This window comes from Variovorax sp. TLI9-5A, assembly GCF_056867935.1.
The window spans coordinates 1,201,201-1,215,330 of sequence record NZ_CP200310.1; the positions used below are offsets into that span (position 1 = coordinate 1,201,201).

Here is a 14,130-nt window from a genome sequence, read left to right on the forward strand (position 1 = left end):
CCAGGTCTCAGGCCTTCAGGCCCATGGCCTGCGCCGTGATCCAGTGCTTGACGAGGCGCGTGCGGTCGAAGCCGCGCATGCCCCAGTTGCGCAGTGCCTGCAGCGGGCCCAGGTCGTGCGCGAAGAGCTGCTGCAGCCCGTCGGTCGCCAGGCTCATCTGCAGCACGTCGGCGCGGCGGGCGCGTTCGTAGCGGCGCAGCAGGCGAGCATCGCCCACGCTGCGCCAGTAGTCGCGGTTCTTGATCACGTCGGCCAGCGCGGCCGCGTCGGCCAGGCCCAGGTTCAGGCCCTGGCCGGCCAGCGGGTGCACCGTGTGCGCGGCGTCGCCCGCCAGCGCCCATGAGCGGTTCGGCTGGCCGGGCATGGTGCCGGTCCAGCGGTCGGCGATGGCGCGGGCCAGCGGCCAGCCAGCGCGCTCGCTGGTGAGCCTGAGAGCGCCGAGCGCGTTGTGGCTGGCCTCGGAGACGGCGGCGGCGAACTCTTCATCGCCCTGCGCGAGCAGCTCGGGCGCGCGCAGCTGGTCGGCCGACCACACCAGCGCGACCGTCTTGCCGTGCGTGCCGTCCAGCGGCAGCAGCGCGAGCACTTCGCCCTTGTCGTTGAACCACTGGCGCGCGATGCCGTCGTGCGTCTGCGCCGCTTCCAGCCGCGCCGCGATCGCGTGCTGCGGATAGCGCGTGACCTCGTAGCTCACGCCGAGCGCCTCGCGCGTGGTGCTGGACTTGCCTTCGCACACCACGGTGAGCGGCGCCGCCACGGGTTCGTTCACCACCTCGATCAGGGGCTGGAAGCGCACCGCGTCGGCCAGCTGCCGTTCGAGCGCGGGCACGTCGACGATCCAGGCCAGCGCATCGACCTTCTGGCGAGCGGCGCTGAACTGCACCCGGCCGCCTTCGTCGCCATGCACCAGCATTTCGCGCACGGCCGTGGCATGGGCCGCGTCGGGCCAGGCGCGCAGCGATTCGAGCAGTGCGCGCGAAGCCGTGTTGAGCGCATAAGCGCGGATGTCTTCCTTGCCCTGCGTGGCGGGCGGCACCACCAGCGCGACGCGCACGCGCTCGCGTGCGAGCAGCAGGGCCAGCGTACGGCCGACGATGCCGGCGCCGCGAATGCAAACTTCTGGGGGAGAGCCATGAAACGATTGTAGGAGTTGCCCGTCCGACTCGGCCCCCGGGGCCTTTCCCTCGGGGGCCAAGGTCTTGCCGCCGCCGCGATACGGGACAATCGCGGCCGAATTTCAAGGAAACCCCACCGTGTCCCAGCCCGCCTTCGATCTCCAGGCCACCATCTCGCGCCTGTTCGTCTATCCAGTGAAATCCTGTGCCGGCGTCGAGCTCCCCGAAATGCTGCTGACCGAGACGGGGCTGGAGTTCGACCGTGCCTGGATGGTGGTCGATGCGCAGGGCGAGTTCGTCACCCAGCGGCAGCTGCCGCGCATGGCGCTCATCAAGCCGCAGATGAAGCACACGGAGGTGGTGCTGCGCGCGCCCGGCATGCTGGCGCTGCACCTGGCCTTCGACCGGGTCGAGAAGCCGGTGCGGGTGCGTGTGTGGAAGGACGAAGTCGCCGCCTACGACATGGGCGACATCGCCGCGCAATGGTTCAGCGACTTCCTCTCGGAGCCCGGCGAGCCGCAGACACTGCGCCTCGTGCGCTTCGACCCCGAGCACAAGCGCCTGTCGAGCCTGAAGTGGACCGACGGCGTGGAGTCGCAGACCCAGTTCGCCGACGGCTACGCGCTGCTGGTGGCGAGCGAGGGCTCGCTGGCCGAGCTCAACGACCGCCTCGCGGCGCAGGGCCACGGGGCCGTGGGCATCGAACGCTTCCGTCCCAACATCGTGCTCGCGGGCATCGAGTCGCACGACGAGGACCGCGTCGACGCGCTGCACATCACCACCGGCGAGGGCGAGGCCGAGCTGCGCCCCGTCAAGCCCTGTACGCGCTGCCCGATTCCCGACATCGACCCGGCCACCGCGCTGAGCAGCCCCGAAGTCGGCAACACGCTGCGCACCTACCGCGCCGACGCGCGCGTGGATGGCGGCATCACCTTCGGCATGAACTGCATCGTGATCCAGGGCGTGGAGCACACGCTCAAGGTCGGGCAGCCGGTGGGCGCGAACTACAAGTTCGAATGAAAGTCGGCGCCCGGTTGGCGCCTCAGAACTTCACCCCTGCGATCAGGATGATGTTCGCGTAGGGCGTGCATTCGCCCGTGCGCACCATGGCGCGGGCCTTGGCGGTTCGGCGCTTGAATTCCTCGTGCGACACCGTCTGGGGCTCGATGCCCAGCGATTGCGGGTACCAGCCCGGCAGCTTCTTTTCGTTGCCGGCCAGGGCCTCGTCGGCAATCACGATGCCTTCCACCTGCATCTCCGACAGCACCGCCTGCAGCACCTCGTCGAGCTGCGGCACGCCGCGCGCCACCGCGAGGTCGATGCGACGCGGGCCATCGGGAATGGGCAGGCCGGCGTCGCCGAGCACCAGCATGTCGCCATGGCCCAGCGAGGCGATCACGTGGGACAGTTCGGCGTGCAGCAGGGCGGTGCGTTTCAAAGCTTGATCCAGTCTGGAGGCATGGGGCTGCGCAGCACGGCGTCGCGTTGCGGAATGGAAGGCTGGGCGCCGGGCTGCTGGATGCACAGCGCCGCGGCGCGGATGCCCAGGCGCACGGCTTCGTCGAAGCTCTGGCCCTCGCCCAGCGCGACGGCGAGCGCGCCCAGGAAGGTGTCGCCGGCGGCCGTGGTGTCGACCGCCTGTACCTTCGGTGCGGGGTGATGGCGCGCGCCATCGGCATCGACGGCCACCGCGCCGCGCGAGCCCAGCGTGACCACCACGCGCGCGATGCCCTTGGCGCGCAGCGCCTGGCCGGCCTGCGCGGCTTCCTCCGGGCTGTCGGCGGACTGGCCGCACAGCGTCTGCGCCTCGATCTCGTTGACGACCAGCGTGTCGATCTTCGGCCACAGCGGCTCGGCGATGGCCTGCACCGGCGAGGGGTTCAGCAGCACCTTGCAGCCTGCTTCGTGCGCCACTGCGATGGCGCGGGCGATCTGCTCCAGCGGCGTCTCGAACTGCGCCACCAGAAAGGCGGCGCCCTGCACCTGCTGCTTCAGCGCGGCTTCGTCGGCCTCCAGCCGGGCGTTGGCGCCGGGAATCATCACGATGCGGTTCTGGCCGCTGTCTTCCACCAGGATCAGCGCCGTGCCCGTGGGCTCGCCGGCCACGGTGCGCAGGGCGGTGGTGTCGATGCCGTCGCGCTCCAGCGAATCGCGCAGGGCCTTGCCGTGCGCGTCGTCGCCGACGCAGCCGATCATCCGCACGCTGCCGCCTTCGCGCGCGCAGCTCACGGCCTGGTTGGCGCCCTTGCCGCCGGGAATGTCGGCGATCGAATGGCCCAGCAGGGTCTCGCCCGCGGCTGGTGCATGCGGCACGCGCACCACCAGGTCCATGTTGAGGCTGCCGAACACCACGATGCGCGGTGCAGTGGCGGGACCGTTGCTGCTGCTGGAAGAGGGCTTCAGGCTCACGAGGTGCGGGACTTTCGGGTTTGCGGGGAGGCTTTTTTTCGGCAGCGGCAGCAGGCGCCGTGGCCTCACGGAAGCTCGCGTGCCGCGCGGTCGAGGCGCGCACGCACAGCTCGGGCTGCAGCACCACCTTGCGTGCGTCGCGGCGCTTGCCGCCGACGCGCTCCAGCAGCATGTCGACCGCCAGCGCGCCGATGCGCTCCTTGGGTTGCGCCACGGTGGTGAGCGCGGGGCTGGTGTAGGCCGAGAGTTCGATGTCGTCGAAGCCGACGATCGAGAGCTCGTCGGGCACGCGCACGCCGCTTTCGTGCGCCGCGCGCAATGCGCCGATGGCCATCAGGTCGTTGCAGACGAACACGGCCGAGGGCTTCTGCTCGGTGCGCAGGATGGCGTGCATGGCCTCGTAGCCGCCCTGGCTGGTGAAGCCCCCGCGCCACAGCAGCGCGTCCTTGGCGATGTCGGGCGTGGCGCCGGCTTCGGCCAGCGCCATGCGCCAGCCTTCGATGCGCTGCTCGCTCGGAATCACGCCCACCGGCCCGCCGATGCAGGCGATGCGCTTGTGGCCCAGCGACAGCAGGTGCCGCACGGCGAGCAGGCCGCCCTGCATGTGGGCGGTCTCGACCAGGTCGCAGGCCGGGTTGGCGACCTCGCGGTCGACCAGCACGGTCGGCACGCGCAGGCCGGCGAGCTGCTTCGTCAGCGCGTCGTCGTCGCCCTCGCCGGTCGACACCACGATCAGCCCGTCGATGCGGCGCTCGGCCAGCACCTGCAGGTACACGCTCTGGCGGCGGGGCTCGTCGTCGGTGTTGCACAGCACCAGCGTGTAGCCGGCGCCGAAGCAGCGGTCTTCCACGATGCGCACGATCTCGGCGAAGTAGGGGTTCGAGCTGTTGGGAATCAGCATGCCCATCGTCGAGGTGGTGTTGCTCTTCAGGCTGCGCGCCATCGCGTTGGGCACGTAGCCCAGCTCGCGGATGGCGAGCTCCACGCGCTCGCGCACCTTGGCGCTCACGTGGCGGGTGTCGTTGACCACGTGCGAGACCGTGGTGACGGAAACCTCCGCCTTCAGCGCGACGTCCTTGATGGTGGCCATGGGTCTTGTCCTGTTGTCTGGTGGATCGGGGCGTGGTCAGGCCAGGCGGCGTTCCGCGCGGCGCTGGCGCAGCGTGTCGATGATGACCGCCACCACGATCACGGCGCCGGTGATGATCCGCTTGCTCGGCTCGCTGGCGCCCACCTGCGCGAGGCCGGCTTCGAGCACCGCGATGATCAGCACGCCGAAGAAGGTGTTGATCACCGAGCCGCGACCGCCCATGAGGCTGGTGCCGCCGATGACCACGGCCGCGATCACCTGCAGCTCGATGCCCACGCCCGCGTTCGGGTCGGCGGCTTCGAGGCGGGCCGACTGCATCAGGCCCGCGAGGCCGGCCAGCAGCCCGGTGACGGCGAACACGATGATGCGGATCGGACGCGGATCGACGCCCGCCAGGCGCATCGCTTCTTCGTTGGTGCCGATGCCCACCACGTGGCGGCCGAACACGGTGCGCGTGAGCACCATCTGCCCGATGACCACCAGCACCACCGCCAGCACGAAGGCGGCGGAGATGCCGCCGATCCACGGCGCGGCCAGGCCGGAGATGGCATCGCCCACGTACTGCGTGCGCGAATCGGTCACGAGGTAGGCGCCGCCGCGCACTGCTTCGAGCATGCCCAGCGAGACGATGAAGCTCGGCAGCCGCCAGGCCACCGACACCGCGCCGGTGACCGTGCCGCAGACCAGCCCGGTGGCCAGGCCGAGCGCCGCGGCCAGCGGCACCGAGAGCTTCCATTCGAGGATGGCGGCGGCCGTGACGGCCGCGCTGAGTGCCAGCACCGAGCCCACCGACAGGTCGATGCCCGCGATGATCAGCACGAAGGTCATGCCGACCGCCATCACGGCCAGCGCGGGGATTTCGTTGGCGATGGAAACGAAGGTCTCGCGCGTCAGGAAGTATTCGCTGAGCGAGCCGAAGAGGGCGATCATGCCCACGAGCACGACCGTGAGGCCCAGGTAGGTGCCGAGCTGGCCCTTGAGCGCGGAGGGCGAGGGCTTCGGATTGGCGGAGGTCGGGTTGGCGGCGGCGTTCATGGTGTGTCGGCGGTGACCAGGGTCGAGTCGGAAACGGGGGATACCGTCGGCGGATTGGCTGCTGCGTGTCCTGTCGCGTCGCTGAATGCCGCGGCCAGCAGCGATTGTTCGGTCCATTCTCCGCGCTCGAACACCGCGACCAGGCGGCCGGCGCTCATCACGCCGATGCGGTCGCACATGGCCATGAGTTCGCGCAGGTCGCTCGACACCATCAGCAGCGCCTTGCCGGCGTCGGTCATGCGGTCGAGCTCGGCGTAGAGGTCGGCGCGCGCGCCCACGTCCACGCCGCGCGTGGGTTCGTCCAGCAGCAGCACCTTGCATTCGCGGTGCAGCCAGCGCGCGAACACCACCTTCTGCTGGTTGCCGCCGCTGAGGGTGGAAACCGGCTGCTCGATGCTGCGCGAGCGGATGCGAAGCAGCTCCACCAGCTTGCGCGCGATGCCGCGCTCCTTGGCGCCCTGCAGCCAGCCGGCGTGCGAGATTGCGCCCAGGTCGCTGAGCGTGGCGTTGACGCGGATCGACTGCGGCAGCAGCAGGCCCTGCGACTTGCGGTCTTCGGTGACGAGGCCGATGCCGGCGCGGATGGCCTGCATCGGCGAGCGCCAGCCCTTGCGGACGTGGTGAGTGGCCTGGCCGTCGGCATGCAGCGTGATCTCGCCGCGGTCGGCGCGGTCGGCGCCGAAGAGCAGGCGCACCAGTTCGGTACGGCCCGAGCCGACGAGGCCGGCCAGGCCCATGACTTCGCCCGCGCGCAGGTCGATGTCGACGTCGCGCACGGCCTGCGCCCGGCCGATGCCGCGCGCGCTCAGCAGCACCGGGCCCGCCACGCGGCGGTCGCGGCCTTCGTGCTCGTGCACCGCGCGGCCGACCATGCGTTGCACCAGCTCGGATTCGCGCACGCCGGCCATGGCGCGCACGTCCACCAGCCGGCCGTCGCGCAGCACCGCCACGCGGTCGGCGATGCGCTGCAGCTCCTCGAGGCGGTGCGATACGTAGACGATGGCCACGCCGCGTGCCTTCAGCAGGTCGATCTGCTCGAAGAGGTGCGAGGTCTCGCGCGGCGTGAGCATGGCGGTGGGCTCGTCGAGCACCAGCACGCGCGTGTCGTCCTGCAGGTTGCGCGCGATCTCCACCATCTGCTGCTGGCCGATGCCCAGGCGCGCCACGGGCGTGGCCGGGTCGATGTTCTGCATGCCGATCTTGGCGAGCTGGCGCGCGGCCAGTTCGTGCAGCTTGCCGCGGCGGATCCAGCCGGTCTTGTTGGGCAGGCGGTCGAGCAGCAGGTTCTCGGCCACCGACAGCGTGGTGACGAGGCCGAGCTCCTGCATGACCATGCGCACGCCCAGGCGCTCGGCGTCGCGGCGCGAGGTGGGCGCGAAGGGCTTGCCGTCGAGCAGCATCTGGCCGCGCGTGGGCTGCACCAGGCCGCAGACGATCTTCGACAGCGTGCTCTTGCCGGCGCCGTTCTCGCCCGTGAGGGCCAGCACTTCGCCGGGGTTGAGCACGAGCGAGACGTCGTCCAGCACCGGCGCCGCATAGTCCTTGCCCATGGCGCTCAGCGAGAGCACGGGCGCGCTGCGATTGTTATCAGCCATCGATTGGCAACCTTATTCCAGAAACACCGCGGAACCGGCTCCGCCGGGCCGCAGGTGTTGCCCCCGGTAGGGGGAAGGCGAAGCGACACGAAGTGCGCGAAGCCTGGGGGCGAGCATTACTTCGTGACCAGCACCACGTCGGTCTTCACTTCAGCGGGCATCTCCGACTGCTTCTTCTTGTCGGCGATGGCCTTCAGCGCGGTCTCGATGCCGAACACGGCCTGCTTGGCGGCGAACTGGTCGGCCGTGGCGAGCACGCGGCCGTCCTTCAGCATCGGCTTGATGGCGCCGATGTTGTCGTAGCCCACCACCAGCACCTTGCCGGTCTTGCCGGCTGCCTTGACGGCGGCCACGGCGCCCAGCGCCATGCTGTCGTTGCCGGCGAGCAGCGCCTTCAGGTCGGGGTGCTCGCGCATCATGCCGGCTGCCACGGTGTTGCCCTTGTCGATTTCCCACTGGCCGGACTGCACGCCCACCACCGTCACGCCGGCGGCCTTCATCGCGTCCTGGTAGCCCAGCGTGCGCTGCTGCGCATTGAAGGTGGTCGACACGCCTTCGATGATGCCGACCTTGTCGCCCGCCTTCAGCTCCTTGGCGAGCGCGTCGCCCACCAGCTTGGCGCCGGCGCGGTTGTCGGGGCCGACGAAGGGCACCTGGATGCCTTTTTCCTTGAGCGCGGCGGCGTCGAACTGGTTGTCGATGTTGACCACCAGGATGCCCTTGTCGATGGCCGCCTTGACCACCGGCACCAGCGCCTTCGAATCGGCCGGCGCGATGACCAGCGCGTCGATCTTCTGCGCCACCATCTGCTCGACCATCTTGATCTGCGCGGCGGTGTCGGTCTCGTCCTTGATGCCGTTGGCCACCAGCGTGTACTTGGAGGCGTTGGCCTTCTGGTGCGCCTTGGCGCCGTCTTCCATGGTGCGGAAGAATTCGTTGGCGAGCGACTTCATGACCAGCGCGACCTTGGGCTTGTCCTGCGCGAAGGCTGGCGTTCCGGCCATGGCGCCCAGCAGCGTCAGTGCGGCAGCGCTTTGCAGGGTACGGCGGGTGAACTTCATGGTGGATGTCTCCTGGGATTGGTTGATCGGAACGGTGCGCCGGTCTTGGCCGGGGCGCAGATGTTAACTGAGGGAAACGTTTGCGCAAACGTTTGCCAGTCGGGTCTTTCCCTGATGCATCCGGGTGCGGGGAATGCTGGCCGAAGACCTGTCTGGCGGGCGCCGGATCATGCTCGCCTAAAATTCGCGGTTATCCAAGAGGACCTCCCATGAGTTTGCAATGCGGCATCGTCGGCCTGCCCAACGTCGGTAAATCCACTCTTTTCAATGCGCTGACCAAGGCCGGCATCGCGGCGGAGAACTATCCCTTCTGCACCATCGAGCCCAACGTGGGCGTGGTGGAAGTACCCGATCCGCGCCTCGACCAGCTCAGCGAGATCGTCAAGCCTGAGCGCGTGGTGCCCGCCATCGTCGAGTTCGTCGACATCGCCGGCCTGGTGGCCGGCGCCAGCACCGGCGAAGGCCTGGGCAACAAGTTCCTGGCCCACATCCGCGAGACCGACGCCACCGTCAACGTGGTGCGCTGCTTCGACGACGAGAACGTGATCCACGTGGCCGGCAAGGTCGACCCGATCTCCGACATCGAAGTGATCCAGACTGAACTCTGCCTGGCCGACCTGGCCACGGTGGAGAAGGCGCTGCACCGCCACACCAAGGTCGCCCGCTCGGGCGACAAGGACGCGCAGAAGCTGGTCGGCCTGCTCGAGCGCTGCCAGGCCGCGCTGAACGAGAACACGCCGGTGCGCGCACTCGAGTTCACCAAGGAAGAGCTGCCGCTGGTCAAGAGCTTCACGCTGATCACCGCCAAGCCCGCGATGTTCGTGGGCAATGTGTCGGAAGACGGCTTCGAGAACAACCCTTACCTCGACCGCCTGCGCGAATACGCCGCCAAGCAGGGCGCGCCCGTGGTCGCCATCTGCGCCAAGATCGAAGCCGACCTGGCCGAGATGGACGACGAAGACAAGAAGATGTTCCTCGCCGAGATCGGCCAGGAGGAGCCGGGCCTGAACCGCCTGATCCGCGCGGCCTTCAAGCTGCTGGGCCTGCAGACGTATTTCACCGCCGGCGTGAAGGAAGTGCGCGCCTGGACCATCCACATCGGCGACACCGGCCCGCAGGCCGCCGGCGTGATCCACGGCGACTTCGAGAAGGGCTACATCCGTGCCCAGACCATCGCTTTCGAGGACTACATCGCCTTCAAGGGCGAGCAGGGCGCGAAGGACGCGGGGAAGATGCGTTCGGAAGGCAAGGAATACGTCGTGAAGGATGGCGACGTGATGAACTTCCTGTTCAGCTCGTAACAGGGCTCGCCCCCAGGCTTCGCGCACTTCGTGTCGCTTCGCCAACCCCCTACCGGGGGCAACACCTGAGGCCCGGCAAAGCCGGTTCCTCGGTGTTTCGCGAAAGAGCTCCTTCGGGCTTTTGAAGGCGTTGTTGGATAGACTCCGCGCGCGCCGTCTCTCCTCCCAAGGCCAGCCCCATGCTCACCGTCCACCACCTCAACAACTCCCGCTCGCAACGCGTGCTCTGGCTGCTCGAAGAGCTGGAGCTGCCCTACGAGATCGTGCATTACCAGCGGGATCCGAAGACCATGTTGGCGCCCGCTTCGCTGCGGGCCATTCATCCGCTGGGAAAGTCACCGGTTGTCACGACGGATGACGGATTCACGCTCGCGGAGTCCGGGGCGATCATCGAGACGGTGATCGAGCGCTACGGCAACGGCCGTCTTGCACCCGCGGCGGGTTCGCCGGAAGCGTTGCGCTATCGCTACTGGATGCATTTCGCGGAAGGCACGGCGATGTCGCCGCTGCTGCTCAAGCTGATCTTCGACCGGATCGAGACGGCGAAGATGCCTTTCTTCGCGAAGCCCATCGCCAAGGCCATTGCGGCAAAGACGAAGGGGGCGTTCATCAATCCGAACATCGCGAGCCACTTGAGCTACATGGAAGCGGAACTCGGCAAGAGCGAGTGGTTCGCCGGCGATGCGTTCACGGGCGCGGACATCCAGATGAGCTTCGTGGTCGAGGCCGCGCAGGCGCGTGGCGGGCTCGATGCGAAGCGGCCGAAGCTGATGGCGTACCTGGAGCGCATCCATTCGCGCGCCGCGTACAAGCGCGCGCTCGAACGCGGCGGCCCCTACGCCTTGCTGAACTGAGTCGAGGCCCTGGGCTCAGGAGGGGAAGACATACAGCAGCGCGACCGTCATCGTGACGTAGCGCAGGAATTTCCCGATCGCCATGTAGGCCACGCACGGCCAGAAGGGCAGCTTGAGCCAGCCCGCCACCGCGCACAGCGGGTCGCCCACCAGCGGCAGCCAGCTCAGCAGGCAGGCCTTCGGGCCGAGCTTCTCGAGCCAGCCCAGAACGCGCACATGATGTTTCGAGTGCGAGTATTTGTCGGCCACCTTGTGCGCGCCGTAGCCCATCCACCAGTCGACCGCGCCACCCAGCGTGTTTCCCACGGTCGCCACCGCGATGGCGGGCCAGAACATCTCGGGGTTGAGCTTGAGCAGGCCGAAGAGAATGGGCTCGGAGCCTACCGGCAGAAGCGTCGCCGAGACGAAGGCCGCCACGAAGAGCGTGGAGAGTCCGTACTGCGGCAACGCCAGCAGTGCAAGGAGAGAGTCGAGCCAGGCTTGCATAGGGTCGGCGCAGTATAGGCAGCGCCAGCGTCGCAATCGCGTGGGAGAAAGCCCCGGCGCGCACCGGTATTTGTACGGGGTACCGAGGCGCAAATCGTTTCAGTCGCTGAAATGCGGCGTGGCTACAATCGTGCCTCATTTTTCAGCAGCCGAACGCGCACGCTCCCCCTTCCAAATGACCTTGCAGATCGGCAACCACACGCTGGAAAACCGCCTGTTCGTCGCGCCCATGGCCGGTGTGACGGACCGGCCCTTCCGCATGCTGTGCCGCGAACTCGGCGCGGGCTACGCGGTCAGCGAGATGGTCACCTCGCGCAAGGAGCTGTGGGGTTCGCTCAAGACATCGCGCCGCGCCAACCACGACGGCGAGCCGGGCCCCATTGCGGTGCAGATCGCCGGCACCGACGCCGCGATGATGGCGGAGGCCACGGTCTACAACATCGAGCGCGGCGCGCAGATCATCGACATCAACATGGGCTGCCCGGCCAAGAAGGTCTGCAACAAGTGGGCTGGCTCGGCGCTGATGCGCGACGAGCCGCTGGCGCTCGAGATCGTGCAGGCCGTGGTCGACGCGGCGCAGCCCTTCGGCGTGCCGGTCACGCTCAAGATGCGCACCGGCTGGAGCGAAGAACAGCGCAACGCGGTGAAGCTGGCGCGCGACTTCGAATCGGCCGGCGTGCAGATGCTCACCGTGCACGGACGCACGCGCGAGCAGGGCTACAAGGGCTTCGCCGAATACGACACCATCGCCGCCGTGAAGGCCGCGGTGCGCGTGCCGGTGGTGGCCAACGGCGACATCAATTCACCCGAGAAGGCGCGCGACGTGCTTGCGACCACCGGTGCCGATGCGGTGATGGTCGGCCGCGCCGCGCAGGGCCGGCCGTGGATCTTCCGCGAGATCGCGCACTTCCTCGAAACCGGCGCGCACCGCGCGCCCCCGCTGGTGGTGGAAGTGCGCCGCTTGCTGCTCGACCATCTCGTGGAGCACTATGCGCTGTACGGCGATTACAGCGGTGTGCGCACGGCGCGCAAGCACATCGGCTGGTACGTGCGGACGCTGCCCGACGGCGAGGCGTTTCGCGCACGCATGAACATCATTGAAGACTGTGCCGAGCAGCTGCGCGCGGTCGGCGACTATTTCGACGGGCTGGCGGACCACATGGACCGCATGCCCGTGCAGCGCCTGGAGGACGGCGACGCTCCGGGCGAAGAAGAGGAGGCGGCCTGCGCCGCCCATTGAGAGAGGAAAAGAAGAAGCAATGAGCAAGAAACACATCGAGGACTGCGTGCGCACCAGTCTGGACAGTTACTTTCGCGATCTGCGCGGCACCGAACCCGACGGCATGTACGAGATGCTCGTGCGCGTGGTCGAGAAGCCCCTGCTCGACGTCGTGATGACGCGCGCCGAGGGCAATCAGTCGAAGGCCGCGCAATGGTTGGGCCTGAACCGCAACACGCTTCGCAAGAAGCTGGTCGAACACAAACTTTTGAAATAACCCCACGGCATATCCAATGGCCCAGACAGCACTCATCTCCGTTTCCGACAAGACCGGCATTCTCGAATTCGCCCAGGCGCTGCATGCGCTGGGCATCAAGCTGCTGTCCACCGGCGGCACCGCCAAGCTGCTCGCCGATGCGGGCCTGCCCGTCACCGAGGTGGCCGACCACACCGGCTTTCCCGAAATGCTCGACGGCCGCGTGAAGACGCTGCACCCGAAGATCCACGGCGGCCTGCTCGCGCGCCGCGACCTGCCCGCGCACGTCGCCGCCATCAAGGAACACGGCATCGACACCATCGACTTGCTGGTGGTCAACCTGTACCCGTTCGAGGCCACCGTGGCCAAGCCCGGCTGCACGCTGGAAGACGCGATCGAGAACATCGACATCGGCGGTCCGGCCATGGTGCGCAGCGCGGCCAAGAACTGGAAGGACGTGGGCGTGCTCACCGACTCCTCGCAGTACGCCGTGGCGCTGGCCGAGCTGAAGGACGGCGGCAAGCTCAGCGACAAGACCAAGTTCGCGTTCTCGGTGGCCGCGTTCAACCGCATCGCCGACTATGACGGCGCGATCAGCGATTACCTCTCGGCCATCGACTTCGACGCCAGCATCGGCCAGGCCGCGCCCAGGCGTTCGCTCTTCCCGGCGCAGAGCAACGGCCGCTTCGTGAAGGTGCAGGACCTGCGCTACGGCGAGAACCCGCACCAGCAGGCCGCCTTCTACCGCGACCTGCATCCGGCGCCCGGCTCGCTGGTGTCGGCGAAGCAGCTGCAGGGCAAGGAGCTGAGCTACAACAACATCGCCGATGCCGATGCGGCATGGGAATGCGTGAAGAGCTTCGACGTGCCCGCCTGCGTGATCGTGAAGCACGCCAACCCCTGCGGCGTCGCCATCGGCAAGGACGCTGCCGAGGCTTACGGCAAGGCCTTCAAGACCGACCCGACCTCGGCCTTCGGCGGCATCATCGCCTTCAACCGCCCTGTGGACGGCGCGACCGCACAGGAAATCGCCAAGCAGTTCGTCGAAGTGCTGATGGCGCCCGGCTACACGCCCGAGGCGCTCGAAGTGTTCCAGGCCACCAAGGCCAAGCTCAACGTGCGCGTGCTGGAAATCGCACTGCCCGCGACCGCAGGGTCGCCTGGCTCCCGTGGCGGCGCCACCGACTGGGACAACGGCCGCAACGCCATGGACGTCAAGCGCGTCGGCTCGGGCCTGCTGATCCAGACCGCCGACAACCATGAACTCGCCGCCAGCGACCTCAAGGTGGTCAGCAAGAAGCAGCCCACGCCGCAGCAGCTGCAGGACCTGCTGTTCGCATGGAAGGTCGCCAAGTACGTGAAGAGCAACGCGATCGTCTTCTGCGCCAACGGCATGACCATGGGCGTGGGCGCCGGCCAGATGAGCCGCCTCGATTCGGCGCGCATCGCCAGCATCAAGGCCGAACATGCCGGCCTCTCGCTGAAAGACACCGCAGTAGCCAGCGACGCCTTCTTCCCGTTCCGCGACGGCCTCGACGTGGTGGTCGACGCAGGCGCGAGCTGCGTGATCCAGCCGGGCGGCTCGATGCGCGACCAGGAAGTCATCGATGCCGCCGACGAGCGCGGCGTGGTGATGGTGCTGTCGGGCGTGCGGCACTTCCGCCACTGATTCGGCACTGATCGACCGGCGCCCGTTCCAGGGCGCGGCC

Annotated in this window: 13 protein-coding genes and 1 pseudogene; 6 read left to right on the forward strand and 8 right to left on the reverse strand. The window is 68.2% G+C overall.

What is annotated here, in order from left to right; all coding sequences use genetic code 11:
• Positions 1 to 7 precede the first annotated feature (7 nt).
• Positions 8 to 1,111: an FAD-dependent monooxygenase gene (locus tag AC1VNX_RS05855; protein WP_483161886.1), complete on the reverse strand. Its 1,104-nt coding sequence runs from the start codon at positions 1,109 to 1,111 to the stop codon at positions 8 to 10.
• 142 nt (positions 1,112 to 1,253) lie between these two features.
• On the opposite strand from AC1VNX_RS05855, the gene AC1VNX_RS05860 reads away from it, so the two are divergent.
• Positions 1,254 to 2,135 carry an MOSC domain-containing protein gene (locus AC1VNX_RS05860; protein ID WP_483155870.1) on the forward strand — a complete coding sequence of 294 codons (882 nt, stop codon included), beginning with the start codon at positions 1,254 to 1,256 and terminating at the stop codon, positions 2,133 to 2,135.
• A 22-nt stretch (positions 2,136 to 2,157) separates the two neighbouring features.
• On the opposite strand, the gene rbsD is transcribed toward AC1VNX_RS05860, so the two are convergent.
• From rbsD to AC1VNX_RS05890, 6 genes and pseudogenes are all read right to left on the reverse strand, one after another.
• Entirely contained in the window at positions 2,158 to 2,553 is a 396-nt protein-coding gene (gene rbsD, locus AC1VNX_RS05865) for a D-ribose pyranase (RefSeq protein ID WP_483161887.1), read from the reverse strand.
• The gene (gene rbsK / locus AC1VNX_RS05870) at positions 2,550 to 3,524 is read right to left on the reverse strand and encodes a ribokinase (RefSeq protein ID WP_483155871.1); all 975 of its coding nucleotides are present in this window, start codon (positions 3,522 to 3,524) and stop codon (positions 2,550 to 2,552) included. Before rbsK ends, rbsD begins: the two co-directional genes overlap by 4 nt.
• A gap of 7 nt (positions 3,525 to 3,531) precedes the next feature.
• Positions 3,532 to 4,614: pseudogene (locus AC1VNX_RS05875) on the reverse strand (LacI family DNA-binding transcriptional regulator); the annotation flags it as partial.
• A gap of 36 nt (positions 4,615 to 4,650) precedes the next feature.
• Positions 4,651 to 5,649 carry an ABC transporter permease gene (locus tag AC1VNX_RS05880; protein ID WP_483155872.1) on the reverse strand — a complete coding sequence of 333 codons (999 nt, stop codon included), beginning with the start codon at positions 5,647 to 5,649 and terminating at the stop codon, positions 4,651 to 4,653.
• A complete protein-coding gene (locus AC1VNX_RS05885; protein ID WP_483155873.1) occupies positions 5,646 to 7,244 on the reverse strand; it encodes a sugar ABC transporter ATP-binding protein in 1,599 nt (532 codons plus the stop codon). Before AC1VNX_RS05885 ends, AC1VNX_RS05880 begins: the two co-directional genes overlap by 4 nt.
• A gap of 116 nt (positions 7,245 to 7,360) precedes the next feature.
• Entirely contained in the window at positions 7,361 to 8,305 is a 945-nt protein-coding gene (locus AC1VNX_RS05890; RefSeq protein WP_483155874.1) for a substrate-binding domain-containing protein, read from the reverse strand.
• Between the two features lie 209 nt (positions 8,306 to 8,514).
• Here AC1VNX_RS05890 and ychF point away from each other — a divergent pair, with 209 nt between their 5' ends.
• Positions 8,515 to 9,606: a redox-regulated ATPase YchF gene (gene ychF, locus AC1VNX_RS05895; RefSeq protein ID WP_483155875.1), complete on the forward strand. Its 1,092-nt coding sequence runs from the start codon at positions 8,515 to 8,517 to the stop codon at positions 9,604 to 9,606.
• Positions 9,607 to 9,785: 179 nt separating this feature from the next.
• The gene (locus tag AC1VNX_RS05900; protein WP_483155876.1) at positions 9,786 to 10,460 is read left to right on the forward strand and encodes a glutathione S-transferase; all 675 of its coding nucleotides are present in this window, start codon (positions 9,786 to 9,788) and stop codon (positions 10,458 to 10,460) included.
• Between the two features lie 15 nt (positions 10,461 to 10,475).
• Here AC1VNX_RS05900 and AC1VNX_RS05905 read toward each other — a convergent pair whose 3' ends face one another.
• Positions 10,476 to 10,946, reverse strand: a complete 471-nt coding sequence (locus AC1VNX_RS05905) for a YqaA family protein (RefSeq protein WP_483155877.1) — start codon at positions 10,944 to 10,946, stop codon at positions 10,476 to 10,478.
• A gap of 175 nt (positions 10,947 to 11,121) precedes the next feature.
• On the opposite strand from AC1VNX_RS05905, the gene dusB reads away from it, so the two are divergent.
• Genes dusB through purH form a run of 3 tightly spaced genes read left to right on the forward strand, consistent with a single transcriptional unit; the run spans position 11,122 to position 14,090 of the window.
• Positions 11,122 to 12,186: a tRNA dihydrouridine synthase DusB gene (dusB, locus tag AC1VNX_RS05910; protein ID WP_483155878.1), complete on the forward strand. Its 1,065-nt coding sequence runs from the start codon at positions 11,122 to 11,124 to the stop codon at positions 12,184 to 12,186.
• A 19-nt stretch (positions 12,187 to 12,205) separates the two neighbouring features.
• Positions 12,206 to 12,442, forward strand: a complete 237-nt coding sequence (locus AC1VNX_RS05915) for a Fis family transcriptional regulator (protein ID WP_007838304.1) — start codon at positions 12,206 to 12,208, stop codon at positions 12,440 to 12,442.
• Positions 12,443 to 12,458: 16 nt separating this feature from the next.
• Positions 12,459 to 14,090, forward strand: coding sequence for a bifunctional phosphoribosylaminoimidazolecarboxamide formyltransferase/IMP cyclohydrolase (gene purH / locus AC1VNX_RS05920; RefSeq protein ID WP_483155879.1), 1,632 nt, complete (start codon positions 12,459 to 12,461; stop codon positions 14,088 to 14,090).
• Positions 14,091 to 14,130 lie beyond the last annotated feature (40 nt).

Excerpts from the sequence above, each read along its gene's own strand:
- AC1VNX_RS05900 (WP_483155876.1), top strand. The coding sequence starts at position 9,786 with ATGCTCACCGTCCACCACCTCAACAACTCCCGCTCGCAACGCGTGCTC.
- AC1VNX_RS05880 (WP_483155872.1), bottom strand. The coding sequence starts at position 5,649 with ATGAACGCCGCCGCCAACCCGACCTCCGCCAATCCGAAGCCCTCGCCC.
- AC1VNX_RS05915 (WP_007838304.1), top strand. The coding sequence starts at position 12,206 with ATGAGCAAGAAACACATCGAGGACTGCGTGCGCACCAGTCTGGACAGT.
- dusB (WP_483155878.1), top strand. The coding sequence starts at position 11,122 with ATGACCTTGCAGATCGGCAACCACACGCTGGAAAACCGCCTGTTCGTC.
- AC1VNX_RS05890 (WP_483155874.1), bottom strand. The coding sequence starts at position 8,305 with ATGAAGTTCACCCGCCGTACCCTGCAAAGCGCTGCCGCACTGACGCTG.
- purH (WP_483155879.1), top strand. The coding sequence starts at position 12,459 with ATGGCCCAGACAGCACTCATCTCCGTTTCCGACAAGACCGGCATTCTC.
- ychF (WP_483155875.1), top strand. The coding sequence starts at position 8,515 with ATGAGTTTGCAATGCGGCATCGTCGGCCTGCCCAACGTCGGTAAATCC.
- AC1VNX_RS05905 (WP_483155877.1), bottom strand. The coding sequence starts at position 10,946 with ATGCAAGCCTGGCTCGACTCTCTCCTTGCACTGCTGGCGTTGCCGCAG.
- AC1VNX_RS05885 (WP_483155873.1), bottom strand. The coding sequence starts at position 7,244 with ATGGCTGATAACAATCGCAGCGCGCCCGTGCTCTCGCTGAGCGCCATG.